21 protein-coding genes and 2 pseudogenes are annotated in these 23,957 nt (G+C 76.1%); 9 read left to right on the top strand and 14 right to left on the bottom strand.

Features of this window, described 5'->3' with window-relative positions; all coding sequences use genetic code 11:
• Positions 1-130 precede the first annotated feature (130 nt).
• The 3 genes from ACOQFB_RS16680 (at position 131) to ACOQFB_RS16690 (ending at position 3,281) form a co-directional block, all read left to right on the top strand.
• Positions 131-1,069 carry a S1C family serine protease gene (locus ACOQFB_RS16680; protein ID WP_421609823.1) on the top strand — a complete coding sequence of 313 codons (939 nt, stop codon included), beginning with the start codon at positions 131-133 and terminating at the stop codon, positions 1,067-1,069.
• Positions 1,066-1,971: a S1C family serine protease gene (locus ACOQFB_RS16685; RefSeq protein ID WP_059439508.1), complete on the top strand. Its 906-nt coding sequence runs from the start codon at positions 1,066-1,068 to the stop codon at positions 1,969-1,971. The genes ACOQFB_RS16680 and ACOQFB_RS16685 overlap by 4 nt, the downstream gene beginning before the upstream one ends.
• A 77-nt stretch (positions 1,972-2,048) precedes the next feature.
• Complete coding sequence (locus ACOQFB_RS16690) at positions 2,049-3,281, top strand: ABC transporter permease (RefSeq protein WP_421609840.1); 1,233 nt, start codon at positions 2,049-2,051, stop codon at positions 3,279-3,281.
• A gap of 27 nt (positions 3,282-3,308) precedes the next feature.
• On the opposite strand, the gene ACOQFB_RS16695 is transcribed toward ACOQFB_RS16690, so the two are convergent.
• Positions 3,309-4,043, bottom strand: coding sequence for a TonB family protein (locus ACOQFB_RS16695; RefSeq protein WP_494492285.1), 735 nt, complete (start codon positions 4,041-4,043; stop codon positions 3,309-3,311).
• Positions 4,044-4,191: 148 nt separating this feature from the next.
• Between ACOQFB_RS16695 and ACOQFB_RS16700 the strand changes: the two genes are divergently transcribed.
• Positions 4,192-6,099, top strand: a complete 1,908-nt coding sequence (locus tag ACOQFB_RS16700; RefSeq protein WP_421609821.1) for a carboxypeptidase regulatory-like domain-containing protein — start codon at positions 4,192-4,194, stop codon at positions 6,097-6,099.
• Positions 6,100-6,152: 53 nt separating this feature from the next.
• Here the strand turns inward: ACOQFB_RS16700 and ACOQFB_RS16705 are convergent, their stop codons facing one another.
• The gene (locus ACOQFB_RS16705) at positions 6,153-7,073 is read right to left on the bottom strand and encodes a DUF4142 domain-containing protein (protein ID WP_421609820.1); all 921 of its coding nucleotides are present in this window, start codon (positions 7,071-7,073) and stop codon (positions 6,153-6,155) included.
• Between the two features lie 254 nt (positions 7,074-7,327).
• Here ACOQFB_RS16705 and ACOQFB_RS16710 point away from each other — a divergent pair, with 254 nt between their 5' ends.
• From ACOQFB_RS16710 to ACOQFB_RS16720, 3 genes are all read left to right on the top strand, one after another.
• On the top strand, positions 7,328-7,771 hold the full coding sequence (locus tag ACOQFB_RS16710) for a universal stress protein (RefSeq protein WP_059439490.1): 444 nt from the start codon (positions 7,328-7,330) through the stop codon (positions 7,769-7,771).
• 12 nt (positions 7,772-7,783) lie between these two features.
• Positions 7,784-9,667: a V-type ATP synthase subunit I gene (locus ACOQFB_RS16715; protein WP_421609819.1), complete on the top strand. Its 1,884-nt coding sequence runs from the start codon at positions 7,784-7,786 to the stop codon at positions 9,665-9,667.
• Between the two features lie 65 nt (positions 9,668-9,732).
• Positions 9,733-10,095, top strand: coding sequence for an FHA domain-containing protein (locus ACOQFB_RS16720; protein WP_237758162.1), 363 nt, complete (start codon positions 9,733-9,735; stop codon positions 10,093-10,095).
• 18 nt (positions 10,096-10,113) lie between these two features.
• Here the strand turns inward: ACOQFB_RS16720 and sufT are convergent, their stop codons facing one another.
• The 8 genes and pseudogenes from sufT to ACOQFB_RS16760 all read right to left on the bottom strand — a co-directional run bounded on the left by sufT (position 10,114) and on the right by ACOQFB_RS16760 (position 17,425).
• On the bottom strand, positions 10,114-10,671 hold the full coding sequence (sufT, locus tag ACOQFB_RS16725; RefSeq protein ID WP_059439114.1) for a putative Fe-S cluster assembly protein SufT: 558 nt from the start codon (positions 10,669-10,671) through the stop codon (positions 10,114-10,116).
• A 44-nt stretch (positions 10,672-10,715) separates the two neighbouring features.
• Positions 10,716-11,165, bottom strand: a complete 450-nt coding sequence (gene sufU / locus ACOQFB_RS16730; protein ID WP_059439115.1) for a Fe-S cluster assembly sulfur transfer protein SufU — start codon at positions 11,163-11,165, stop codon at positions 10,716-10,718.
• 34 nt (positions 11,166-11,199) lie between these two features.
• The gene (locus ACOQFB_RS16735) at positions 11,200-12,489 is read right to left on the bottom strand and encodes a cysteine desulfurase (RefSeq protein WP_059439116.1); all 1,290 of its coding nucleotides are present in this window, start codon (positions 12,487-12,489) and stop codon (positions 11,200-11,202) included.
• Positions 12,486-13,805: a Fe-S cluster assembly protein SufD gene (sufD, locus tag ACOQFB_RS16740; protein WP_059439117.1), complete on the bottom strand. Its 1,320-nt coding sequence runs from the start codon at positions 13,803-13,805 to the stop codon at positions 12,486-12,488. The genes ACOQFB_RS16735 and sufD overlap by 4 nt, the downstream gene beginning before the upstream one ends.
• Complete coding sequence (sufC, locus tag ACOQFB_RS16745) at positions 13,802-14,608, bottom strand: Fe-S cluster assembly ATPase SufC (protein WP_059439118.1); 807 nt, start codon at positions 14,606-14,608, stop codon at positions 13,802-13,804. The genes sufD and sufC overlap by 4 nt, the downstream gene beginning before the upstream one ends.
• 157 nt (positions 14,609-14,765) lie before the next feature.
• Positions 14,766-16,204 (bottom strand): annotated as a pseudogene (sufB, locus tag ACOQFB_RS16750) (Fe-S cluster assembly protein SufB).
• Positions 16,201-16,683: an SUF system Fe-S cluster assembly regulator gene (locus ACOQFB_RS16755; RefSeq protein WP_059439120.1), complete on the bottom strand. Its 483-nt coding sequence runs from the start codon at positions 16,681-16,683 to the stop codon at positions 16,201-16,203. Before ACOQFB_RS16755 ends, sufB begins: the two are co-directional and overlap by 4 nt.
• A gap of 169 nt (positions 16,684-16,852) precedes the next feature.
• Entirely contained in the window at positions 16,853-17,425 is a 573-nt protein-coding gene (locus ACOQFB_RS16760) for a YaeQ family protein (RefSeq protein WP_237758163.1), read from the bottom strand.
• A 107-nt stretch (positions 17,426-17,532) separates the two neighbouring features.
• Here ACOQFB_RS16760 and ACOQFB_RS16765 point away from each other — a divergent pair, with 107 nt between their 5' ends.
• Together ACOQFB_RS16765 and ACOQFB_RS16770 are read left to right on the top strand one after the other, a co-directional pair.
• On the top strand, positions 17,533-18,213 hold the full coding sequence (locus ACOQFB_RS16765) for a hypothetical protein (RefSeq protein WP_421609818.1): 681 nt from the start codon (positions 17,533-17,535) through the stop codon (positions 18,211-18,213).
• A gap of 8 nt (positions 18,214-18,221) precedes the next feature.
• The gene (locus tag ACOQFB_RS16770) at positions 18,222-18,785 is read left to right on the top strand and encodes a hypothetical protein (RefSeq protein ID WP_421609817.1); all 564 of its coding nucleotides are present in this window, start codon (positions 18,222-18,224) and stop codon (positions 18,783-18,785) included.
• On the opposite strand, the gene ACOQFB_RS16775 is transcribed toward ACOQFB_RS16770, so the two are convergent.
• From ACOQFB_RS16775 to ACOQFB_RS16790, 4 genes and pseudogenes are all read right to left on the bottom strand, one after another.
• Complete coding sequence (locus ACOQFB_RS16775; RefSeq protein WP_421609816.1) at positions 18,780-20,567, bottom strand: RecQ family ATP-dependent DNA helicase; 1,788 nt, start codon at positions 20,565-20,567, stop codon at positions 18,780-18,782. The two genes, ACOQFB_RS16770 and ACOQFB_RS16775, sit on opposite strands and share 6 nt — an antisense overlap.
• 613 nt (positions 20,568-21,180) lie before the next feature.
• Positions 21,181-21,996 carry a hypothetical protein gene (locus ACOQFB_RS16780; RefSeq protein WP_059439061.1) on the bottom strand — a complete coding sequence of 272 codons (816 nt, stop codon included), beginning with the start codon at positions 21,994-21,996 and terminating at the stop codon, positions 21,181-21,183.
• 143 nt (positions 21,997-22,139) lie between these two features.
• Positions 22,140-22,901, bottom strand: coding sequence for an ABC transporter permease (locus ACOQFB_RS16785; protein WP_059439062.1), 762 nt, complete (start codon positions 22,899-22,901; stop codon positions 22,140-22,142).
• Positions 22,898-23,826: pseudogene (locus ACOQFB_RS16790) on the bottom strand (ABC transporter ATP-binding protein). The gene ACOQFB_RS16785 and the pseudogene ACOQFB_RS16790 overlap by 4 nt, the downstream one beginning before the upstream one ends.
• Between the last annotated feature and the right edge of the window lie 131 nt (positions 23,827-23,957).

Below are 23,957 nucleotides of genomic sequence, written 5' to 3' on the forward strand. Positions count from 1 at the left end.
GCCTCGACCGGCTCGGGCCGGCGCGAGCGCGGCACCCGCAACGCTCCCGCCCCGACCTGCCCATCCGGCCAGGTCGCGCCCTGGCCCTCCCGCCGATGTGCGCCGCGCGCGGGCCGCCTAGCTTCCCGCCATGACCTCCGCGCCCCCCGGCAACACGCCCCTGCACCCCGACGTCCTCGCCCAGCTCTCCGCCCGCCTCGCCGCGCTCACCGCGTCGGCGGCCGCGCACGTGGTGCGCGTCGAGGGTCGGCGCCACGCGTCCGCGTCGGGCGTGGTGTGGTCCGCCGACGGCGTGATCGTCACCGCGCACCACGCGCTCGAGCGCGACGAGGGGGTGACGGTCGGGCTGCCCTCGGGCGACGAGGTCGCCGCCGAGGTGATCGGCCGCGATCCCAGCACCGACCTCGCCGCGCTGCGGGTGCGGGCGCCCGGGCTCGCGCCGCCGGACTGGGCCGACGCGGCCGGGGCCGCGGCGGGGCAGCTCACGCTGGTGGTGACGCGGCCGGGGCGCGGCCCGCGCGCGGAGCTGGGCCTGCTGGCGCGCGCCGGCGAGGCGTTCCGCGCGCCGATGGGCGGGCGCATCGACCGCTGGCTGGAGCTGGGCGTCGCCCGGCACCCGGGCCTGTCCGGCGGCATGGTGCTCGGCGCGGACGGCCTCGCGCTCGGCGTCGCGGCGGCCGGGCTGGTGCGGGGCGCGGCGCTGGCGGTGCCCGCCGCCACGCTCGGCCGCGTGGTGGCGTCGCTCCTCTCGCACGGCGAGGTGCGCCGCGGGTACCTGGGCCTCGCCACGCAGCCGGTGCCGCTCCCGCCGGCGCTGCGCGCGCGCACCGGCGAGGAGCTGGCGCTGCTGGTGGCGCGGGTCGAGCCGGGCAGCCCGGCGGATCGCGCCGGCGTCCTGCTCGGCGACGCGATCCTGTCGGTGGGCGGCGAGGCGCTGCAGGACCCCGGCGAGCTGCTGGCCCTGCTCTCGGAGGACCGGATCGGCCAGGCGGTGACGCTGCGCGTGCTGCGCGCGGGCGAGGTGCGCGAGGTCGCGGTGACGGTGGGCGTGCGCGGGAGGCGGGCGTGACCGGGCTGCAGGCGCTCTCGCGCGACGTGGCCGACCTGGTGGCCCGCGCCGCCCCGGCGGTCCTCGGCGTGGAGCAGGGCGGCGGGCAGGGCTCCGGCGTGGTGATCGCGCCGGACGGCTGGGTGCTCACCAACGCGCACGTCGCGCGGGGCCGCGGCCCGGTCCGCGTCCGGCTCTCCGGCGCGCGGGTGGTGGCGGCGGAGCGCGCCGGCGCCGACGACCGCACCGACGTGGCGGTGCTGCGGGTGGACGCGCGCGACCTCCCCGCGCTGGCGCTCTCCGAGCGGCGGCTCTCCGTCGGCGAGCTGGTCGTCGCCATCGGCAACCCGCTCGGCTTCGAGCGCTCGGTCACGGTGGGCGTGGTCTCGGCGCTGCACCGCAACCTGGCGGCGCCGCGCGGCGCGGTGCTGGAGGGGCTGGTCCAGACCGACGCGTCGATCAACCCGGGCAACTCGGGCGGGCCGCTGCTCGACGCGGGCGGCGCGGTGGTCGGGCTCAGCACCGCCATGCTCCCCTGGGCGCACGGGATCGGGTTCGCGGTGCCGGCGCACACCGCGGCGTGGGTGGCGTCGGTGCTGATGCGCGAGGGCGAGGTGCGCCGGCCGTTCCTGGGGATCGCCGCGCGCGGCGAGGACCTGGAGCCGCGCGACGCCGCGCTGGCCGGCCACGGGCGCGGGGTGCGGGTGCTCGAGGTGGTGGAGGGCGCGCCGGCCGGCCGCGCCGCGCTCCGGCCCGGCGACCTGCTCGTGGCGGCGAGCGGCAGCCCGGTGCAGACGCTCGACGACCTGCAGCGCGTGCTGGTGCTGGCCCGCGCGGGCGAGATCGATCTCCAGGTCCTGCGCGCCGGCCGACCGCTGCGGCTCTCCATCCGCCCCGATCCGCCGCGCGCCGCCGCGGCCTGAGAGCACGCGAACCCATCCCCTCGCCTCCCGCACCCGGGGCGTGACGCGAGGGGCCCGCCGTGGTGAACTGGGAGGCGATGCGCTCCTGGCTCGACGACGTCGGGATGGCCGCCGCCACGCTGCGGTCGAGCCCGCTCCGCTCGCTGCTCACCGCCCTCGGCATCGTCATCGGCACGGCCACGGTGGTGGCGATGATGGCGCTCACCGAGGGGCTGCGGCTGGAGATGACCGGCCAGCTCTCCATGCTGGAGGCGGGCGCGTTCCGGGTGGAGAAGTTCCCGATGGTCACGGTGGGCCACGAGGCCTGGCACCGGTACGCCCGCCGCAAGGACATCACCCGCGCGCAGGGCGAGGCGCTCCGCGGCCTGCCCCACGTCGCGTTCGTCTCGATCGAGGAGCAGGGGCGCCGGCCCGAGGCCGTCGTCACGCGGACGCGCGCCACGCGCAACGAGATCGACGTGCTCGGCGTCCTGCCGGACTACGAGTTCACCAACGCGGTGAGCGTCGCGAGCGGGCGGTTCCTCACCCACGCCGACGTGGCGCTGGCGCGGCGGGTGGCGTTCGTGGGCGCGGGCGTCGCCGACGTGCTGTTCCCGGGGGCCGACCCGGTGGGCGCCGAGATCCGGATCCGCGGCGTGCCGTTCGAGGTGGCGGGCGTGGCCGAGCGGATGGGGACGGTGCTCGGGCTCGAGTCGCGCGACGGGTTCGTGGCGGTCCCGTGGACCGCCTACGACGCGGTGCTGGGCCGCGCCCGCGGCACGAACCTCGCGGTCCGCGCCACGCGCGTGGAGGACGTGCCGCAGGCCATGGCCGAGGTGGTCGCGACGCTCCGGCGGGTGCGCGGGCTCGGCCCCCTCGACGAGAACGACTTCGAGGTCTTCTCGAACGACACCGCCGCGGAGCTGTTCGACGGGCTGGCCAAGGTCGTCGGCGCGGCCACGTTCGGCCTGTGCGCGCTCTCGCTGCTGGTGGGCGGCATCGGCGTGATGAACATCATGCTGGTCTCCGTGACCGAGCGGACCCGCGAGATCGGCGTCCGGATGGCGCTCGGCGCGCGGCGCCAGCGGATCCTGGCGCAGTTCCTGGTCGAGTCGCTGGTGCTCGCGCTGGCGGGCGGCGCGATCGGGGTCGCGCTGGGCGGCGGGGTGGCGCTGGTCGCGCGGGAGCTGGACGTCGTGCCGGCGCGGGTGCCGCTCTGGTCGGTGCTGCTGTCGCTCGGCTCCGCCGCCGCGGCGGGCCTGGTCTTCGGCATCTACCCCGCGGCGCGGGCCTCCCGGCTCGATCCGGTCGAGGCGATGCGGGCGGAGTAGCGCCGCCCCAGCCGCCGCCGGGCCGGCTCACGGCGGCAGGTACCAGACCACCGGGAAGATCACCGGCTGGTCCACCGGCGGGCGCGGGTACGGCGCGGCCTTGCGCACCGCCGCCAGCGCGGCGCGGTCGAGCACGCCGTGGCCGCTCGACTCCACGACGCGCAGGTCGGCCACGCTCCCGTCGGTGAGGATGGTGAAGCCGACGCGCACCGTCCCGGACCAGCCCATCAGCTCCGCGGCCGGAGGGTACGGGTCGCCGTCGATCTGCTGCTGCACCTGGCGCAGCACCGCCTGGCGGAGCCAGGGCGGGCCGGCGTCGCCCGCGTCGCCGTCGGCACCTTCGCCGCCCGCGCCGCCGCCGCGGCCCCCGCCGGACCCGCCCCCGGGGACGAACGGCCCGTCCCCGACCCCGTCGCCCGCGAAGCTCGGCTCGCCGCCCAGCGGGAGCACCTCCTCCGCCTCCAGCGTCACCGGCTCGAGCTCGGCCGCGGGGAGCGCGTCCGGCAGCGCGCGCGGCACCGGCACGCCGCGGTGTCCCCCGCCGGAGCGCGCCCGGGGCGGCGTCGCCTGCCGCCGGGAAGGGCGGGCGGGCACGGGCTGCGGGGGCGCGCGGAGCGCGGGCGCGCCGGGCAGGAGCACCATCACCGGCGCGGGCGGGGGACGCGGCCGCGCCGGACGCCAGGCGAGCGCGGCCACGAGCGCGGCGTGCGCGGCGAGCGATGCCAGCCCCCAGGCTCCTCGCCCCCTCCCGCCGTCCCGCACCCGCCCTCCCGCCCGGCGGCGTTGCGCCGCAGGCACGGCAGCCTCCGGCGCCGCCCGCTCGTCACGATCAGTAAAGCGAACGTGCTAGCACGCCCGTACCCGGCGTGCCACCTGCCCCGGAGGACAGGTCGCGGTATACAGACCCGGCATGCAGAGCCCCCGCCGCACCGCGTTCCTCGCCCTCGGGCTGGCCCTCCTCGCGCTGCTGCTCGCCGCCGCGCTGCTGCGGCGCGGCGCGCCGGACGAGGACGCGTCCCGGGCCGCGCCGGCGCCCGCGCCCGGCGCCCCGGCCCCGGCCGCCGCCGCGCCGCGAGCGCCCGAGGCCCCGCCGCCGGCCGCCCTGCCCATCCGCGTGCCCCCGGCGGCGCCGGCCCCGCCCGACGCCGGTCCGGCCAGCTTCGAGGGGAAGGTCGTCGCGGCGGGCACCGGCGCCGGCGTGCCGGGCGCGGAGCTGACCTTCTCGCGCGCGGGCGCGGCCGCGTCGGTCCGGACCGGGCCCGACGGCGCGTTCCGCTTCGAGCCGACGGAGACGGGCCGCTGGTTCCTGGCGGCGGTCACCGCGCCGGGCTTCCTGCCGTTCGCGCCGGAGTGGGGGCACAGCCCCGTCCAGCTCGACGCCGCGGCGGGCCGCCACGTGCGCGGCATCGAGATCCACCTCGCGCCGGCGGCGGAGCTCGAGGGCCACGTCGTGGACCGGGACGGCGCGCCGGTGGCGGGCGCGAGCGTCCGGCTGCTCGGCGCGGCGGGAGAGGCGGCGCTGGTGCCGATCCCCGACCGCTTCACGAGCGACGCGCGGGGCGTGTTCCGGTTCGCGGCGCCGGAGGGCGCGGTGCTCGAGGTGCGCAAGGACGGGTATCTCCCCGGGCGCGCCGACATCGGCCCGCTGGAGCGCGTCAACGGGCGCGTCACCGTGGAGCTCGGCCCCGCGCACCGGCCGCTGGGCGAGCGCGCCCCGGTGTCGGGGCGCGTGGTCGCGAGGGGCGCGGGGCCCATCGCCGGCGCCCTGGTGACCGCGTCGCCGGAGCGCGTGCTCGGGCTGGACGACGCGCCCACGGCCCAGGCCGTCACCGGGGCCGACGGTCGCTTCGAGCTGCCGCCGCTCGACCCCGGCGCCTACCGCGTGCGGGCGCGGGCCGAGGGGCGCGCCCCGGCGGCGCTCCGCCGGGTGGCGCCGGGCGCGAAGGACCTCCTCCTCGAGCTGGCCGCCGGCGGCCGCCTGCGCGGCTGCGTGCGGTCCGCGGCGGCGGGCTCGCCGGTGGCGCCGTTCACCGTGCTGGTGCTGGAGCGCCGCGGCCCGCTGCGCCTGGTGCCGCAGCGCACGCGATCGGTCATCGACCCGTCGGGCTGCTACGCGCTCGACGACCTCGCCCCGGGGCCGGCGACGGTGGTGATCACCGCGCCCGGCTACGCGCCGTCCGGCGAGCGGGCGGTGGAGATCCCCGGCGACGGCGGCGAGGCGGTGGTGGACGCGGCGCTCGAGTCCGGCGGCCGCCTCACCGGCGTGGTGCGCGACGACGTCACCGGGGCCGCCATCGCGGGGGCGCGGCTGTCGGTCGAGGGCGCGCTGCCCAGCGCGGCGGCGTCCACGTTCCCGGTGCTCTCGGAGGCGGTGAGCGCGGCGGACGGGACGTTCGCGCTCGCGGGCCTGCCGGCGCGCTCGTCGATCTTCGTGGCCGCGGCCGGCCACCACGCGCGCGTGCTGGGCGGCGTGCAGGTCGAGCCGGGTGGCACCGCCGGACCGGTCGAGGTGCGGCTCCGGCCCACCGCCGACGGCGAGGAGCCGCGGGTGGACCTGGCCGGCATCGGCGCCGTGCTGGCGCCCTCGGGCGACGGGCTCGCGGTGGCGCAGGTCATCGCGGGCGGCGGCGCGGCCGAGGTGGGGCTGGGGCGCGGCGACCTGGTGCTGGAGGTGGATGGGCGCCGGGTGGCCGAGCTGGGCATGGCTGGCGCCATCGACGCGATCCGCGGACCGGAGGGCACCTCGGTGCTGCTCAAGGTGCGGCGCGGCAGCTCGACGTTCGACGTGCGCGTGCCCCGCCGCCTGGTGCGCGGATAGCACGACGGGCCGGGAGCGCGCAGCCCCCGGCCCGTTCGCACGTGACGCCAGCCTCAGTGCGTGCCGCCGCCGCCCGTGCCGGAGCCCGAGCCCGCGGCGCCGCCGGAGCCGGTGTCGGTCGAGCCGGACGAGCCGGAGCCGCTGCCGGTCGTGCTGCTGCCGCTCGAGCCGGTGCCCATCGAGCTCCCGTGCGGCTTCCGCGCCTGGCGGCTCGCGCCCAGCGCCTTCTGGGTCTGCTGCGCTTCCTTGAGGTGCCCCTGGAGCGTGCTGTGCGTCTGCTCGAGGAAGGAGGCGAGCTCCTGGTGCTGTCCCTGCCGCGCCTTCTTCGCGAGCGCGCCGACCTCGCGGGTGTCCTTCCGGTGGTCCTCGACCATGTCGGCCATGTAGGCCTTGTCGAACGCGGCGCCGGTCTTGGACGTGAGCTTGTCCAGGCGCTTCTGGGCCTTGGTCTGCTCCTTCTGGAACGCGCTGCCGTTCAGATCGATGCCCATCTGCTGTGACGTCTGGGTGAGCTGCTCGTCGGCCTTGCGGTGGTCGTCCACCATGCGCTGCGCGAACTGCTTCACCTGCTCGTTCTGGGCGTGCTGCACGCCCATCTCGCCCATCTGGACCTCGGACAGGTTGGCCGCGTGGAGCTTCTGCAGCCCTTCGTCCAGGTCCTTGGAGACCTTCGCCGAGCCCTGCGCCGAGGCGCTCGAGCCGGTGCTGCCGGTGCTGCCGGTCGCGGCGCTGCCGGTGTCGCTGCCGCGCGTGGCGCTGCCGGCGCTGCTGCTGCCGGAGCCCATGCTGCCGCTGCTGCCGGCGCTGCTGCTGCCGGAGCCCATGCTGCCGCTGCTCCCGCTGTCGCTGCCGGTGCTGCCGGCGCCGGAGGAGCCGCCCGACTGGCCGCTCCCCGTGCTCCCGCCCGATCCGCCTGCGCCCTGCGCCACCGCCTGGCCGGCGAACGCGAGCGCCGCCGCGAGGCCTGCGGCCATACCCCAACGATTCCATCGCATCATCGATCGCTCTCCCTTGGTTTCCATGCGTCGGCGAACAAGGTGGAGAGGGGCCGAGCGATCCGCACGCTCCGCCCGAGCGTCCTCCCCCCGGGCAGCGGTCCCGGGGCCCGTGCCGCGATCGTTTGCCGCGCCCCGCGTGCCCGCGCCGCTCCGCCATTGCAGGGGCTCCGCGCCGGTGGGACGATCGTCCCGGCGAGGTGGCGGTGGTCCGCTCGGCAGGGAGGGAGCCCATGGCGACCTTCGCGCGCATCCTGGCCGCGACCGACTTCAGCGAGGCCTCCCGCCGCGCGCTCGCGCTCGCCGCGGCGCTCGCGCGCGAGGCGGGCGCCGCGCTCACCGTGGTGCACGTCTGCGAGGTCCCGGGCTACCGCGACGAGGGACCGATCCCGTACGACTTCGCCACGCCGCTCGTGGCGGACGCGCAGGCGCGGCTCGACGCGACGCTGCGCGATCTCGAGCGCGAGTGCCCCGGGGTGAAGGGCGTGCTGAAGCTGGGCACGCCGTGGCAGGAGATCCTCGCCACCGTGCCGGAGGCGCGCGCGGACCTGGTGGTGATGGGCACGCAGGGGCGGCGCGGCGTGGCCCACGCGCTCCTGGGCAGCGTGGCCGAGCGCGTGCTGCGCCTCTCGCCGGTCCCGGTCCTCACCGTCCGCGCCCGCGGCGGCGGCGACTGACCCGGAGGCCCCGTGATCCTGCCGATGACGCGGGTGGAGCTGGTCGGGCCGCGCGACGCCCTGCCCGCCGCGCTGGGCGTGCTGCAGGCGCAGGCGGTGGTCGAGCTCCGCGCGCGGGAGGCCGGCACCCGCCCGCTGGCGCCGCCGGAGGAGCCCGCGCCGGAGGAGGCGGCGCGGGCGGCCGGGGCGCTCCGCCGGATCGAGGCGCTGGACGCGCGCCTCCCGCCGGTCCCGCCGCGCCCGGCGGGCGCGCGCGCCCCGCCGCCGCTCCCGGCGCTGCCGCCGCCCGGCAGCGACGCGCTCGACGCCCGGCTCGCGGCGCTCGAGCAGGACGTGGCCGGGCTGGAGCGGCGCCGCGACGCGCTCGCGCGCGAGCGCGACGCCACCGACCGGTTCGCGCGCCTGCTGCTCGCGGTGGCCCCGCTGGATCAGGGGCCGGCGCTGGGGCCCGCCCCGGAGCTGCACGGCGTGCTGCTCCGCCGCGACCCGGCGGTGCTGGCGCTCCTCGAGGCGGAGGTGCGCCGCGCCTGCGACGGCGCCTGCGAGGTGCGGTCGAGGGACGTGGACGCGGAGTGGACGGGCGTGCTGCTGCTCGTGCCGCGCGAGCGATCGGCCGCCGTGGCCGAGCTGCTCGCGGCGCGCGGGGTCGAGGAGACGGCGCTCCCCGCCGACTACGCCGGCAAGCCCATCGCCGCGCTCCTGCCGCTGCTCGCGGCGCGCCGGCGCGCCATCCCGGGGGAGCTGGCCCGCAACGCCGAGGCGCTGGCGGCGCGCGCGGCGGAGCTCCGCCCGGCGCTGGCCGCGGCGCGGCAGGCGGCCGCGTGGGCCGTGGAGCGGCGCGAGGCGGTGGCCCGCTGCGGCGGCACGCGCTTCGCGTTCGTGGTCTCCGGCTACATGCCGGAGGAGCGCGTCCCGGCGCTGCGCGCCGAGGTGGGCGCGGCGCTCGGCGGCCGGGTGGCGGTGTTCGCGCGGCAGCCCGAGCCGGCCGAGTGGGGCGAGGTGCCGGTGGTGCTGCGCAACCGGCCCCGGGTGCGGCCGTTCGGGCGGCTCCTCGCGCTCACGTCGCTGCCGCGCTACGGCTCGATCGATCCCACCCCGTGGCTGGCCATCTCGTTCCCGGTGCTGTTCGGGCTGGTGCTGGGCGACGTCGCCTTCGGGCTGATCGGGATGGCCGCCGCCCTGGTGGCGCGGCGCGCGCGGTGGGGCGGCGAGGTGGGCCGGGACCTGGCGGCGGTGGCCGGGTGGTGCTCCGCGTCGGCGGCGCTGTTCGGGCTGCTCTACGGCGAGGCGCTGGGGGGCCTCGGGGCGGCGCTCGGGCTGCGGCCGCTGCTCCTCGACCGGCGCGAGGCCCTGCTGTCCTTCCTGGCGCTGGCGCTCGCGGTGGGCGGGGTGCACGTGGCGATCGGCATGGCGCTCGGGGTGGCCGGCGCCGCGCGGGCCCGGCGCTGGCGCCAGGCCACCGGCCGCGCCGCCAGGCTCGCCCTGCTCGCCGTCGCCGCCGCGGCCGCCGGCGCCGCGCTCGGCGCGCTGCCGCGCGCGGTGCTCGCGCCCGCGCTCTGGGCCGCCGGCGCGTGCCTCGCCGCCGCGGTGCTGGCGGAGGGGCCGCTCGCGCTGCTCGACCTCGTCCTCGGGATCGGCAACGTCCTCTCCTACTCCCGCCTCATGGCGCTCGGGCTCGCCTCGGTGATGCTCGCGGAGGCGGCGAACCTCGTCGCCCGCACGCTCGAGCCCCGGGGCCTGGGGATCGCGCTCGGCGTCCTGCTCCACGCGGTGAACTACACGCTCGGCCTGGTGGGGCCGACCATCGCCGCGCTCCGCCTGCACTACGTCGAGTTCTTCGAGCGCTTCTACGAGGAGGGCGGCTTCCCGTTCCACCCGTTCGGCCAGCGCGGGTGAGGTGCGACGGCGGCCCCCGGGCAGCCCCTTCACCGCCCGCCCCTGCCCGTGCTAACGCCATGGGCATGAACTTCGACGAAACCCGCGCGAGCGGCGCCCCGCAGCAGGCCGGCCGCGCCGAGACCGTCCGGGCCGCGCTCGTCGTGGTCCACTCCGCCGACGCCGGCGAGCAGGGGAAGCGCTATCCGCTCGGCGACGAGGACGTCACCTTCGGCCGCGAGGAGGGCAACACGGTGGTGATCGGGTCCGACCAGGCGTCGCGGCGGCACGCCCGCATCTTCGTGTCGGGCGGCGCGCACGTGCTCGTGGACCTCGACTCCACCAACGGCACGTTCCTGAACTCGAAGCAGGTGAAGGAGCAGACGCTCCGGCACGGCGACGTGATCCGGATCGCCTCGACCGTGCTGAAGTACGCGGTGGACGCGTAGCCGCGGGGCGGCGCGCGGCTACATGAAGCCGAGCTGGAGCTTGGCCGCGTCGCTCATCCTGGACGGATCCCAGGGCGGGTCGAACACCAGGTCCACCTCGGCGTCCTTCACCCCGGGCACGCCCAGCACCTTGCGGCGGACGTCGTCCACCAGCACCGGGCCGATGCCGCAGGCCGGCGCGGTCAGGGTCATGACGATCCGCACCTTGTGGCCGCCCTCGACAGGCTCGGCCGCGACCGCGTACACCAGGCCCAGCTCCACGATGCTGGCCGGGATCTCCGGGTCGTAGACCGTCCCGAGCGCGTCCCAGATCTTCTGCTCCTCGAACGGCCCCTCGGCGGCGGCGGTGCGCTCCTGCTCGAACCGCCGCGCCTCCTCCACGAACGCCTCGCCCAGCGCGTCGGCGTCCTTGCCGGCGATGCGCACCAGCCCGCCCATCTCGGTCATGGCCGTGAACTGGCCGCCCAGCGACTGCTGCACGACGAGCCAGGTGCCCTGCGGCAGCAGCACGAGGTGCCCGCTCGGCACCTGCAGCGCCTCGACGTCACGGTGGGTATGGGTGGGTGTGCGATCCATGTCCGCTCCTGCGTGCCTCGGCGCGCTCCCTCGGGTGGTGCTCGCTACTCGGTGCTGACCGGCGCGGCCTCGCCGCGCAGCGCCTGGCGCAGCGCGTGCCAGGCGAGGCTCGCGCACTTCACGCGCGTGGGGTACTCGTGCACCCCGCCGAACACGGCCAGCTTGCCCAGCGCCTCCTCGTCGTCCGGCGCGGGTCCCTCGGTCACCAGCCGGTGGAAGCGCTCGAAGATCCGGTCCACCTCCTCGGCGGTCTTGCCCTTCACCACGCCGGTCATCACCGACGCGGAGGCCTTGGAGATCGCGCAGCCGCTCCCCTCGAAGCGCACCTCGGCCAGCCGGCCGCCGTCCACCTTGGCGTGGACCACGAAGTGGTCGCCGCAGAGCGGGTTCAGCCCCTCGGCGTGGTGGGTCTCCCCGGGCAGCGGGCCGAAGTTGCGCGGCCGCTTGCCGTGGTCGAGGACCACCTCCTGGTAGAGGTCGCTCAGCTCCGACACGGGCGGGCTCCCTGGGCGAGGCGGCGGGGCGCGGTCACGCGAACACCTCCCGGACCGCGTGCAGGCCGCGGACGAGCGCGTCCACGTCGGCCCGCGTGCTGTATGCCGCGAACGAGGCGCGCACCGTGGCGGCGACGCCCATGCGCCGCATGAGCGGCTGGGCGCAGTGGTGCCCGGCGCGGACCGCCACCCCGTGGCGGTCGAGGATGGTGCCGGCGTCGTGCGGGTGGACGTCGCCGGGGAGGAACGAGATGACGCCCGCCCGCCGCCGCGGCGTGCCGATCAGGCGGATCCCGGGGACCTCGCGGAGCGCCTCGAGCGCGTAGGCGATGAGCGCGTCCTCGTGCGCCGCCGCGGCCTCCAGCCCCACCGCCGAGAGCCACTCGATGGCCGCGGCGAGCCCCACCGCGCCGGCGATGTGCGGCGTGCCGGCCTCGAAGCGGTGCGGGACCGCGTTGAACGTCGTCTTCTCGAAGGAGACCGAGAGGATCATGTCGCCGCCGCCCTGCCACGGCGGCAGCTCGTCGAGGAGCGCCTTGCGCCCCCACAGCACCCCGATGCCGGTGGGGCCGTACAGCTTGTGGCCGCTGAACGCGTAGAAGTCGGCCCCGAGGGCGGGCAGGTCCACCGCGAGGTGCGGCACCGCCTGCGCGCCGTCCACCAGCACCGGCACGCCCTTCGCGTGCGCGCGCGCCACGATCTCGGCGACGGGGTTCACCGTGCCGAGCGCGTTCGAGACGTGCGCCACCGCCACGAGGCGCGTGCGCGGCCCGATCAGCCGGTCGAGCGCCTCGACGTCGAGGTCGCCCGCGTCGGTCACCGGCGCGGCGCGCAGCGTGGCGCCCTTCTCCTGGCAGAGGAGCTGCCAGGGCACGATGTTCGAGTGGTGCTCCAGCTCGGTGACGAGGATCTCGTCCCCGGGCCCCACCCGCTGGCGCCCGAACGTCTGCGCGACCAGGTTCACCGCCTCGGTGGTGCCGCGCACGAACACCACCTCGTGCGGATCGGCGGTCCCGAGGAACCGGGCCACCTTCACGCGCGCCCCGTCGTACAGGCGGGTGGCGCGCTCGGAGAGCAGGTGCACGCCGCGGTGCACGTTGGCGTTGTCCTCCTCGTAGTACCGGCGCACGGCGTCGATCACCGCGCGCGGCTTCTGCGCGGTGGCGGCGCTGTCCAGGTACGCGAGCGGCTTGCCCCGCACCGGCCGCGCCAGGATGGGGAACTCGGCCCGCACCCGCTCGACGTCGAACGCGCCGCGCGCGCCCTCGCGCGCCTCCGGCCGCGCCGCCCGCCCGCCGGCCGCCTGTGCCTCCGCCGTGGTCATGCCGCCGCCTCCAGCACCTTCCGCCCCGCCGGCAGCCGCGCCGCCACGAGCTCCCGCGCCCGCGCGTGCAGGCCGGCCGGCCGCACCAGGTCCACCATCTCCGCCGCGAACGCCCAGATGAGCAGGCTGCGCGCCTCGGCCTCCTCCACGCCGCGCGAGCGCAGGTAGAACAGCGCCGCCTCGTCGAGCTGGCCCACGGTGCCGCCGTGGCCGCACTTCACGTCGTCCGCGAAGATCTCGAGCTGGGGCTTCGTGTCCACGATCGCGTCGTCGGAGAGGAGCAGGTTCGAGTTCATCTGCCGGGCGCTGGTCTTCTGCGCCCCGGGCTGCACGACGATCCGCCCGGCGAACACGCCGCGCGCCCGGCCGTCGAGGATGCCCTTGTACGTCTCGGTGGTGGTGCAGCGCGGGACCGCGTGCTCCACCCAGGTGAACGCGTCGGTGGTGCGGGCGCCGTCGGCCATGTAGAGCCCGGACACCGCCAGCTCCGCGCCCTCGCCGGCCAGCCGCGCGCGCACCTCGCTCCGCGCGAGCTGCCCGCCCAGCGCGAGGCCGTGCGCGGTGAGGCGCGAGCGGGCCGCCTGCTCGGCGAACACCGCGCTGACGTGGAACGCGCGCGGGCCCTCGTCCTGCAGGCGCAGGTGCTCGACCTCGGCGCCCTCGCCCAGCACCAGCTCGGTCACCGAGTTCGCGAGGTAGGTGTCGCCGGTGCCGAGGTGCACCTCGGCGAGCGTGGCCCGGGCGCCCTCGCCGGCCACCACCAGGACCCGCGGGTGCACCGCCACCGCGCGCCCGGCCGCGCCGGTCGCGAACACGAGCTCGATGGGCGCCTCGACGCGCGCGCCCGGGGGCAGCAGCAGGAACGCGCCGTCCTCGAGCAGCGCGCCGTTCAGCGCGGTGAACGCGAGCCCGTCCACGCGCGCCAGGCGGCCGAGGTGCGGCCGCACCGCCTCGGGCGCGTGGCGGAGCGCGTCGGCGAGGCTCCCCAGCACCGCGCCGGCCGGGAGCGGCGCGCCGGTGGAGAGCTCGCGGCGGAAGCGGCCGTTCTCGAACACCAGCCGCGCGCCCTCGGGCGCGGCCCGGCCGGCGAGCAGCGCGCGCGCGGGGCCCTCGCCGTCGTCGGGCGCGGGCGCCGGCGCGAGGGATAGCGTCGAGAGCGCGGCCAGGCTGGTGAAGCGCCAGTCCTCGTGGCGCGTGGTGGGCAGGCCCGCCGCGCGGAAGGCCGCGAGCGCGCCGGCGCGCGCGTCCGCCAGCCAGGCCGGCTCGCCGGCGCCGCCGCGGAACGCGGCCGCGAGGCTCTGCTCCGCAGGGGTCACGACAGCGCCCCCGCGCCGGCGGCGCGCTCCACCTCCGGCCGCGCGCCGTCCACCCAGGCGTACCCGGTGCGCTCGAGCTCGTCCGCCAGCTCCGGGCCGCCGGAGCGCACGATCCGGCCCCCGGCCATCACGTGGATGCGGTCCGGCGCGACGTACTCGAGCAGGCGCTTGTAGTGGGTGACGAGCAGCACCGCCCGGTCGGCCCGGCGCAGCGCGTTCACGCCGCGCGAGACCACCCGCAGGGCGTCGATGTCGAGGCCGGAGTCGATCTCGTCGAGGATGGCGAGGCGCGGCTCCAGCACCGCCATCTGGAAGATCTCGTTGCGCTTCTTCTCGCCGCCGGAGAACCCCTCGTTCACCGAGCGGCTGCCGAACGCCGGGTCGAGGTCCACCAGCTTCATCTTCTCGCGGGCGAGCGCGAGGAAGTCCATCGCGTCGAGCTCGTCCTCGCCGCGCGCGCGGCGGATCGCGTTCAGCGCGGTGCGCAGGAAGTACAGGTTCCCGACCCCGGGGATCTCCACCGGGTACTGGAAGCCGAGGAAGACGCCGGCCGCGGCGCGGGCCTCGGGCGCGAGCGCGAGCAGGTCCTGCCCGAGGTAGGTGGCGGTGCCGCCGGTGACCTCGTACGCCTCGCGCCCGGCCAGCACGCCCGCGAGGGTGGACTTGCCCGAGCCGTTCGGCCCCATGATCGCGTGGACCTCGCCCGCGCGGATCTCGAGGTCCACGCCCTTCAGGATCTCGCGATCGGCGACCTTCGCGCGCAGCCCCTGGATGCTCAGCATGATGTCGTCCTTCACGGCCATGGCCTACCCGACGCTCCCTTCCAGCGACATGTTCACGGAGCTTCTGGGCGGTGATCGGAACGCTCCGAAGCTCCTGGGCATCATCCGACGCTCCCCTCGAGCGACATGCCCACGGCGCTTCTGCGCGGTGATCGGAACGCTCCGAAGCTCCTGGGCATCACCCGACGCTCCCCTCGAGCGACATGCCCAGGAGCTTCTGCGCTTCCACCGCGAACTCCATGGGCAGCTCCTTCAGCACCTGCTTCGCGAAGCCGTTCACGATCATCGAGACCGCGTCCTCGTCGGAGATGCCGCGCTGCCGGCAGTAGAAGAGCTGGTCCTCGCTGATCTTCGAGGTGGTGGCCTCGTGCTCGACCTTGGCGGTCGGGTTGCGCACCTCGATGTACGGGAACGTGTGGGCGCCGCAGCGGTCGCCGATGAGCAGCGAGTCGCACTGCGAGTAGTTCCGCGCGCCGGTGGCGCCCTTCATCATCTTCACCAGGCCGCGGTAGGTGTTCTGGCCGCGGCCGGCGCTGATGCCCTTCGAGATGATGGTCGAGCGGGTGTCGCGCCCGATGTGGATCATCTTGGTGCCGGTGTCCGCCTGCTGGCGGTGGTTGGTGAGCGCCACCGAGTAGAATTCGCCCACCGACTCGTCGCCCTGCAGGATGCAGGACGGGTACTTCCAGGTGATGGCCGAGCCGGTCTCCACCTGCGTCCAGCTGATCTTCGCCTTGCGCATGGCCTTGCCGCGCTTGGTGACGAAGTTGTAGATGCCGCCGCGCCCCTCGGCGTCGCCGGGGTACCAGTTCTGCACCGTCGAGTACTTCACGTGCGCGCCGTCCAGCGCGACCAGCTCGACCACCGCCGCGTGCAGCTGGTTCTCGTCGCGCATCGGCGCGGTGCAGCCCTCGAGGTAGGAGACGTACGCGCCCTCGTCGGCGACGATGAGCGTGCGCTCGAACTGGCCGGTGTCCTTGGCGTTGATCCGGAAGTAGGTGGACAGCTCCATCGGGCAGCGCACGCCCTTCGGCACGTAGACGAACGAGCCGTCGGAGACACCGCGCTGTTCAGCGCCGCGAAGTAGTTGTCGGTGGAGGGGACCACCGAGCCGAGGTACTTCTCGATCAGCTCGGGGTGCTCGCGGACCGCCTCGGAGAACGAGCAGAACACGATGCCGAGGTCGGCGAGCTTCTTCTTGTAGGTGGTGGCGACCGAGACCGAGTCGAACACCGCGTCCACCGCCACGCCGGCGAGGCGCATCTGCTCCTCGAGCGGGATGCCCAGCTTCGCGAACGCGCGCTTCAGCTCGGGATCGACCTCGTCCATCGACCCGAGCGCCTTCTTCTGCTTGGGCGCGGAGTAGTAGACGATCTCCTGGTAGTCGATCTTGGGGTAGTGGACGTTCGCCCAGGTCGGCTCCTCCATCCCGAGCCAGCGGCGGTACGCCTCGAGGCGCCACTCGAGCATGAACCGCGGCTCGCCCTTCTTCGCCGAGATGAGGCGGATGACGTCCTCGGACAGGCCCTTCGGGACCTTGTCCTCCTCGATGTCGGTGACGAAGCCGTACCGGTACTTCTGCTCGGTCAGCTCCTTCAGCTGCTCCGCGGTGCTCATGAGACGTGGGCTCCCAGGGTGACGACGTCCACGGCGTCGGCGTCCTTCGGATCGTTCGGCTCGTTGGAGTGCTGCAGGACGATGGACGAGAGCGGCAGCCCTCGCAGCGCGCCCTGGATGGCGCGGGAGACGGGGTCCCAGCTCGCCTTGGCCGGGCAGGTCGCCTCGAGGCCGCACGCGTCGGGCTGCGCGCCGGGCTCCACGCACGAGGTGAGCGCGATGGGGCCCTCCAGCGCCTCCACGATCTCCGCGATGGAGATCGCGTCGGCCGGCCGGGCGAGCCCGTACCCGCCGTGCCGCCCGCGGTGCGAGAGCACGAGCCCCGCCTTCGACAGCTCCTTGCACAGCTTGGAGACCGTCGGGAGCGGGACCTTGGAGCGGTCGGCGAGGTCCTGGGCGGTGAGGGTGCCCTCCCCCGCCCTCGCGAGGTTCGCGAGGATCACGATCGCGTAGTCGGTGAGCTTCGACAGCCTGATCATCGGTCGGCCTCCGCGGGCCGGAGCGGGCGCTCCCGGCCGGCGCGCCACGTGCGCGCAACCGTGAGAGCCATCATGGACCGAAACGGTCCCGATTGATCTAACGGGCGGGGCCGCGGATGCATGCCTATCGGGCCAGGAAATCCCCCGACGAGGTATCCGGCCGTAGGGACTAGGGTTCCGGGTACGCGCCGCGGTGCAGGGGCCCGTCCACCGAGCGGCCGGCCAGGTCGAGGTACAGGTGGTCGGACACGATGGTGAGGGCCGCCTTCAGGCGACGGTCCTCGTGCGCCCCGAGCGTCCCGAGCAGGTCAGGATCGAGCGCGGCCAGCTCCGCCCTTGCCAGGCGGTCGAGGCGGAGCTCCCGGGCCTCCTGGAGGAAGGCCTCCATCCTGCGCGGCCCCTCGAACAGGACCGCCACGCGCGCCCCGGCGTTCTGGGCCACGTCGCGCGCCACCCGCTCCGGCGCGGGCCGGCCGACGCGCACCAGGAGCGAGGCGCGCCCGTCGGGCCGCATCGCCAGCACGTCGGCGGCGTCCGGCTCGCACAGCCCGGGCCCGAACGCGATGCCCTCCTCCCACTGCCACGCGAGCGCCAGCGCGCGCAGCCAGACGCGCTCCATCGTCTCCGACGGATGGCGCGCGATCCGGAGCGAGAGCGCGCGGTCCACGCCGCGATCGACGTTCGCGAGCTGGAGGTCGAGCTGGTGGAGCGTGGAGGGCAGCGCCATGTCGAGGGCAGTCATGGCCGAATCCGGCGCCGGACGCCAGCCCGGGCGCGCGCGGGGCCCCGGGGTGCGAGGCCGACCCACGTTCCGTCGGCCCACCGCCCGACGCTATCCTGCCGCACGCCATGGCAGCCCTGCGCTCCGGTTCCCTGCTCCTCGCGCTCGCGGTCGCCGCGGCGCCCGCCGCGCGCGCCGCCGGCGAGGTCCCCCCGCCGCCCACGCTGACCCGGCCGGCGGCGGCGGCCCCGGACGACGTGCCGCTCCCGCCGCCCCCACGGCTCGCAGTGCCGGCGACCCCGGCCCGGCCCGCCGCGGCCGGGACCCCCTGGCTCGGCCTGTCGCTCGACGCGGGCGCGCCGGAGGGCCTCACGCTCGCGCTCGCCTGGCGCCCGGTCCCGGCGCTGCGCGCGTTCGCCGGCCCGGCCTGGAACGCCGCCGCCCTGGGCGTCCACGGCGGGCTCGCGCTGGTCCCGTGGCACTGGGCGGCCTCGCCCGCGCTCACGGCGGAGGGCGGGCGGTTCTTCGACGGGGACATCTCACGCTACGTGAACGACGGCGTGCCGGACGGCGTGAAGCCGCTCCTGAAGAAGGTCGGCTACGCCTGGGCCGCGGCGCACCTCGGCGTCGAGCTCGGCTCGCAGCGCGGCCTGGCGTTCTCGGTCCGCGGCGGGGTGGCCTGGGTCCGCGCCCAGGCGTCCGGCACCGCGGTCACCGGCGATCCCGGCGGGACGCAGGTCACCTACCGCGATCCGCGCGTCACGGCCTTCATCCCCTCGGTGAAGCTCGGGCTCCAGTACTTCTTCTAGGACCGCACATGCGCCGCGCCCGCCTCCGCGCCCTCCCCGCCCTGACGCTGCTCCTCGCCGGCTGCGGCCCGCTCGCCACCGCCACGCTCGAGGTGCCCGAGATCCGGCTGACGCTCCCCGCGCAGCGCTTCCCCGCGTACCCCGGCGGCGGAGTGGGCGACTGCGGGCCGGGCTGCCTCTCCGCCGACCTCCGCTACGACCTGGGCGCCGAGGTGGACGCCCTCTCGGATCCTTCGGCGGACGCGGAGCTGTGGCTGGAGCAGGTGGACCTCGCCCTCGCGGCGGGCTCCGGCACCGACCTGCGCGGCCTCGCCTCGGTGGTGCTCTCGGTGTACCCGCCGGCCGGCGGCGCGCCGGTGACGGTGGCCAGCTACCAGCGGCCGGCCGGCGCCGCCCCCACCGCCGTGGAGGTGAAGGGCGCCCCGGGGGTGGACCTGGCGCGCTACCTGGACGGCGGCGTACTGCGCGTCCGCGCGGAGCTCACCTACGACGCGCCGACGCCCACCTTCGAGGCCGACGTGGCCGCCCGCTTCCGGCTGGAGCTGGAGCTCGACGCCTCGCAGCTCCTATGAGCGGTGCGCGCGCACCAGCGCGAGCAGCGCGGTGCCGAACTCCTCCAGCTTGCGCGGCCCCACGCCCTTCACGTCGAGGAGCGCGTCCTCGCCGCCGGGGCGCTGGAGCGCGATCTCCGCCAGCGTCGCGTCGGAGAACACGACGTACGCGGGGACGCCGCGCTCCTTCGCCTCCGCCGCGCGCCAGGCGCGGAGCGCCTCGAACAGCTCCACGTCCGCCTCGGCGGCCTCGACGGGCTCGGCGCGCGACCGCCCGCGTCCCCCGCCCTCGCGGCGGCCGCGCTCGCCGCCGCGCCGCTCCCGCGCGCCGCGCGGCACGGCCGGCGCCGAGGCGAGCACGTCCTCGCCGGTGCACCGATCGCAGGCGTCGCCGCAGGGGTCGATGCGCTCCCCGAACCAGCCCACCAGCCGCTCGTGCCGGCAGCCCTCCTCGTCGGCGAGGCGGAACATGGCGCGGGCCATCCGCCGCTGCAGCTCGGCCACCTCGGGCTCGGCGTCGTCGAGGAGCCGGTCCCAGCTCATCACGTCGGCCCACGAGTAGAACAGCACGCAGTCGCTCTGCGCGCCGTCGCGGCCGGCGCGGCCGATCTCCTGGTAGTACGCCTCGACCGAGCGCGGCAGGTCGCGGTGGATGACGAAGCGGATGTCGGGCTTGTCGATCCCCATGCCGAACGCCACGGTGGCCACCACCACCTCGAGCGCGCCGGACTGGAACTCGTCCTGCACCCGCGCGCGCACGTCGGGGTCGAGGCCGGCGTGGTACGCGCCGGCGCGCACGCCGTGGTCGCGGAGCAGCTCGGCGGTCTCCTCCACCGACCGGCGCGACAGCGCGTACACGATGCCGCTCTGGCCGCGGCGCGCGCGCACGAGCCGCAGCAGCGCGTCGCGGGTGCGCACGCCCTCGCCCTTCTTCACCGCCGAGATGCGCAGGTTGCGGCGCAGGAACGAGCCGCGCACCACCAGCGGATCGGCCATGCCGAGCTGGCCGGCGATGTCGCGGACCACCTCGCGCGTGGCGGTGGCGGTGAGCGCCAGCACGGGCGCGCGGAAGCGCGCCTTCAGGCCGGCCAGGTTGCGGTAGGCGGGGCGGAAGTCGTGGCCCCAGTGGCTGATGCAGTGGGCCTCGTCCACCGCGATGAGCGAGAGCGCGGTGCCCTCGAGCGCGTCGCCGACCGACGCCTCCAGCCCCTCGGGCGCGGCGTACAGCAGCTCGAGGTCGCCGCGGCGGAGCGCCCGGACCCGCTCGCGCCGCTCCTCCGGCGAGAGCGTCGAGTTGAGGAACGCGGCGCGCAGGCCCACCCGCGCCATGGCGTCCACCTGGTCCTTCATGAGCGCGATGAGCGGCGAGACCACCAGCGTGGTCCCGCCGAGCAGCCGCGCCGGGATCTGGTACGTGAGCGACTTGCCGGCGCCGGTGGGCATGACGCCGATGCAGTCGCGCCCGGCCACCACCGCGTCCACGATCTCCTGCTGGCCGGGGCGGAAGGCGGCGTGGCCGAACACCTCCTGCAGCAGCGCCCGGGCCGCGCCGGGCGCGGGCGGCGCGGCCGCGGGGGCGCGGGCCAGCGCGACCGCCACCGCGCGCAACCGCTCCACCGTGTCCGGCCCGAATAGCGCCGGCGCCTCGCGCCACCGGTCCCGCAGCGCCTCCAGCCGCTCCGCGCAGCGCCGCCGCGCCGCGGGATCCGCCGGCGCCTCCAGCTCCGCCGTGCGGGCGAGATCCCGGACCTCGTCCTCCACCTCCCGGAGCGCGGGGGCGCGGCTGTCGGCGTCGCTCGGCAAGACCGGCGGAATCTAGACGAGCGCGGCCGTTTGTGGAACGGGCCGCGAGGCGAATCTCGTGCGTCCGCTTCGCGGACCGCCTCCGGCGGGGCGGGTCCTTCTCGCCGTCTCGAGATCCAGCGTCCGCCTCCAGCGGGCCTGATGCTGGAGACGGGCGGCTCGCGTCGGCGATGCGGAGGCCTGCCTCCAGCGGGCCTGATGCTGGAGACGGGCGGCTCGCGTCGGCGACGCGGAGGCCTGCCTCCAGCGGGCCTGATGCTGGAGACGGGCGGCTCGCGTCGGCGATGCGGAGGCCTGGCCTCCAGCGGGCCCAGTCCTGGAGCGGGCCGCGGGGTCGGCGCTCCGGGCATTCGCGGCGGTGCTCGCTCCGGCGCGAACGCCCGGATCGCCTCCGTGGCGGCCTGACGTGGATGGGAGGCGGTGGTGAGGATCCGAGACCCTCACCGCTCGCCCTTCGACAGGCTCAGGGCGAGCGGATGTTCGGAGCGGGTCGTTCGCCGGCGGGCCGGGGCGAGCGGATGTTCGGAGCGGATGTTCGCGGTGAGGCCCCTGAACGACGACGGGCGCGGCCCCGGAGGACCGCGCCCGCAAGCGTCCTGCCGAGACGGTCGAGCTACTTCGCGACCTTGGCGTCCTCGACGATGACCGGGTACGCGTACCCGGCGCCGAAGTCCTTGTCCACGCGGACGGTGCCCTTCACGGTCACCACCTCGCCGACCGAGGTCCGGTCGGTGGTCGTGACGGTGAGGTCGTTGTCCTTGCCGGCCGTGCCCGAGCCGTCGCGCAGGTGCAGCCAGTTCTTGCCCATGATGCCCTCGTTGTACTTCACCACCTTGCCGCGGATGGTGACGGGCTTCTCCTTGAGCGAGACCTTCTGCGCGTGGACCTCGGCGACCGTGCGCGCGTCGGCGCCGCTGGCCTTCGGGACCTTCACGTCGCCGACCTCGGTCGGGCCCGCCGCGGCGGCCGCGTGCTGCGCCGCCATGTCGGGCTGGGCGCCGCCCATGCCGCCGCCCATGCCCGGGGGCATGCCGGCCGGCGCCGCGCCGCCCATGCCGGGCATGCCGGCGGGCGCGGCCGCGGCCTCACCGCCGCCGAGCGTGCCGAAGTAGACCACGTCGAACTTGCGCTGCAGCGTCTTCGACTCGAAGCCGTTCATCGGCATGGCGCCGACGATCGAGACCTCGGCGCCGACCTTCACGTCCGACTGCGGGACGGCGGCCCAGGCCTCGCCGCTGGCGGTCTGCAGCTTGAGGTAGACGTACGGAGGCGCGTCGAGGCGCTCGAGGACCTTGCCCGCCACGGGCGCGGCCGCGGGCGCGCCGGCCTGCTGCGCGGCGGCGGCGGGCTGCTGCGGGGGCGGGGGCTGCTGCTTCTTGCATCCCGCCACGGCGAGCGCGGTGAGCAGGACGACCGACAGACGACGCATGTGAAGTGACCTCCGTGAATCGAGATTTCGCGTTCCCCCGGTCTGAGGGCGCCGTAGCATAAACCCAAGACGGGCCGAATTCGATCCCGAAAAGCTCCGGATGGGTCGTCCACCCTAGGTGGGAGAGGCAGGGGCTCGGCGGCTCAGCCCCTCAGCTTGTAGCCGGACCGCAGCATCGCGTACGCGCCGCCCACCGAGATCGCCGCGAGCACCACCAGCATCGCCGCGCCCACCCACGGCGCGGCGTCGGAGATCCCGAGCATCCCGAACCGCACCCCGTCCACCATGTAGAAGATCGGGTTGAGCGCGGTGAGCCGCCGGAGCGCCGGCGGCAGCATCTCGATCGAGTAGAAGACGCCGCCCAGGAACGTGAGGGGCGTGATGAAGAAGGTCGGGAAGAAGTTCACCTGCTCGAACGTGCTGGCCCAGATCGCCGTGACGACGCCGAGGGCGGCGAACACCACCGCCACCAGCACCAGCAGCGCCACCGCCGCGAGCGGGTGGGCGAGCTCGAACCCGCCGAACGCGCCGGCCACCAGCCACATCACCCCGCCCACCAGCACGCCGCGGACCACCGCCGCGCCCAGGAAGCCGGCCAGCACCTCGCCGTACGAGAGCGGCGACACGAGCAGGTCCACCATGGTGCCCTGCAGCTTCATCACGAACAGCGAGGAGGCGCTGTTCAGGTAGGCGTTCGTGACCACGCCCAGCGTGACCAGGCCCGGCACGATGAAGCGCGCGTAGGGCACGCCCTCCACGTCGGCGAGGCGGGCACCCAGCGAGTAGCCGAACACCACGAAGTAGAGCGTCGTGGTCACGAGCGGCGAGAGCAGCGTCTGCCCCGGCACGCGCAGGAACCGGCGCACCTCCTTCACGAACAGCGTCCGCAGCCCGAGCGAGATCATCGGCCCCCCCGCGCCTGCCCGCCGGCCAGCAGCCGGACGAACACATCCTCGAGCGTGGTGCGCCGGGTCTCCACGTCCTTCACCCCGAGCCCCGCCGCCGCCGCGGCGCGCAGCACCGGGCCGAAGCCCTCGCCGGCCGGCACCTCCACCGCCACCGCCGCGCCGCCCTCCTCCAGCTTGCCGCCCAGCGCCGCCAGCGACGGCGGGACCTCCGCCCGCGGCACGTCCAGCACCAGCCGGAGCGCTTCGCGCCGTGCCGCCGGAGCAGCTCGTCCTTGCCCTCCAGCGCCAGCAGCCGGCCGCGGTCGATCACGCCCACCCGGTCGGCCAGCTCCTCGGCCTCCTCGAGGTAGTGCGTGGTCAGGACCACCGTGGTCCCGCGGGCGCGCAGCGTGCGCACGTACTCCCAGAGCGACCGGCGCAGCTCGACGTCCACGCCGGCGGTGGGCTCGTCGAGGAACAGGACCTTGGGGTCGTGCACCAGCGCCTTGCCGATGAGGAGGCGCCGCTTCATGCCGCCGGAGAGCGCGCGGCTGTTCACCGTCCGCTTCCCGAGCAGGTCGAGCGCGCGGAGGATCTCCACCAGCCGCTCCTCCCGGAGCTCCACGCCGAAGTAGCCGGCCTGGATGCGGAGCGTCTCCTCGACCGTGAAGAACGGGTCGAAGTTGATCTCCTGCGGGACGAGGCCGATGGCGCGCCGGGTGTGGCGGTAGTCGCGCACCACGTCCTTGCCCAGCACTCGCACCTCGCCCTCGGTGGCCCGGAGCAGGCCGGCGATGATCGAGATGAGCGTGGTCTTGCCGGCGCCGTTCGGGCCGAGCAGGGCGAAGATCTCGCCGGCGCGGATCTCGAGGTCCACGCGCTCCAGCGCGGTCAGCCCGCCGAACTGCTTGCGGACCCCGCGGATCTCCACGACGGGTTCCATGGGTCGCGCGAATCTAGCGTGACCCGCGGGCGTCCGCTCGACTTCCTGCATGCGCGTCCGTGCGCCGCCCGTGCGCAGGAACGCCGCCCGTCGTATGGTGGTCGCGGCGAGCCGCCCCGCCCCCCGGATCG

This window comes from Anaeromyxobacter sp. Red801 (genome assembly GCF_049201065.2).
GTDB lineage: Bacteria > Myxococcota > Myxococcia > Myxococcales > Anaeromyxobacteraceae > Anaeromyxobacter.

Coding starts and splice junctions, on each gene's coding strand:
- ACOQFB_RS16680 (WP_421609823.1), top strand. CDS start 131: ATGACCTCCGCGCCCCCCGGCAACACGCCCCTGCACCCCGACGTCCTC.
- ACOQFB_RS16690 (WP_421609840.1), top strand. CDS start 2,049: ATGCGCTCCTGGCTCGACGACGTCGGGATGGCCGCCGCCACGCTGCGG.
- ACOQFB_RS16700 (WP_421609821.1), top strand. CDS start 4,192: ATGCAGAGCCCCCGCCGCACCGCGTTCCTCGCCCTCGGGCTGGCCCTC.
- ACOQFB_RS16705 (WP_421609820.1), bottom strand. CDS start 7,073: ATGGCCGCAGGCCTCGCGGCGGCGCTCGCGTTCGCCGGCCAGGCGGTG.
- ACOQFB_RS16710 (WP_059439490.1), top strand. CDS start 7,328: ATGGCGACCTTCGCGCGCATCCTGGCCGCGACCGACTTCAGCGAGGCC.
- ACOQFB_RS16720 (WP_237758162.1), top strand. CDS start 9,733: ATGAACTTCGACGAAACCCGCGCGAGCGGCGCCCCGCAGCAGGCCGGC.
- sufT (WP_059439114.1), bottom strand. CDS start 10,671: ATGGATCGCACACCCACCCATACCCACCGTGACGTCGAGGCGCTGCAG.
- ACOQFB_RS16735 (WP_059439116.1), bottom strand. CDS start 12,489: ATGACCACGGCGGAGGCACAGGCGGCCGGCGGGCGGGCGGCGCGGCCG.
- sufC (WP_059439118.1), bottom strand. CDS start 14,608: ATGGCCGTGAAGGACGACATCATGCTGAGCATCCAGGGGCTGCGCGCG.
- ACOQFB_RS16755 (WP_059439120.1), bottom strand. CDS start 16,683: ATGATCAGGCTGTCGAAGCTCACCGACTACGCGATCGTGATCCTCGCG.
- ACOQFB_RS16760 (WP_237758163.1), bottom strand. CDS start 17,425: ATGACTGCCCTCGACATGGCGCTGCCCTCCACGCTCCACCAGCTCGAC.
- ACOQFB_RS16765 (WP_421609818.1), top strand. CDS start 17,533: ATGGCAGCCCTGCGCTCCGGTTCCCTGCTCCTCGCGCTCGCGGTCGCC.
- ACOQFB_RS16770 (WP_421609817.1), top strand. CDS start 18,222: ATGCGCCGCGCCCGCCTCCGCGCCCTCCCCGCCCTGACGCTGCTCCTC.
- ACOQFB_RS16780 (WP_059439061.1), bottom strand. CDS start 21,996: ATGCGTCGTCTGTCGGTCGTCCTGCTCACCGCGCTCGCCGTGGCGGGA.
- ACOQFB_RS16785 (WP_059439062.1), bottom strand. CDS start 22,901: ATGATCTCGCTCGGGCTGCGGACGCTGTTCGTGAAGGAGGTGCGCCGG.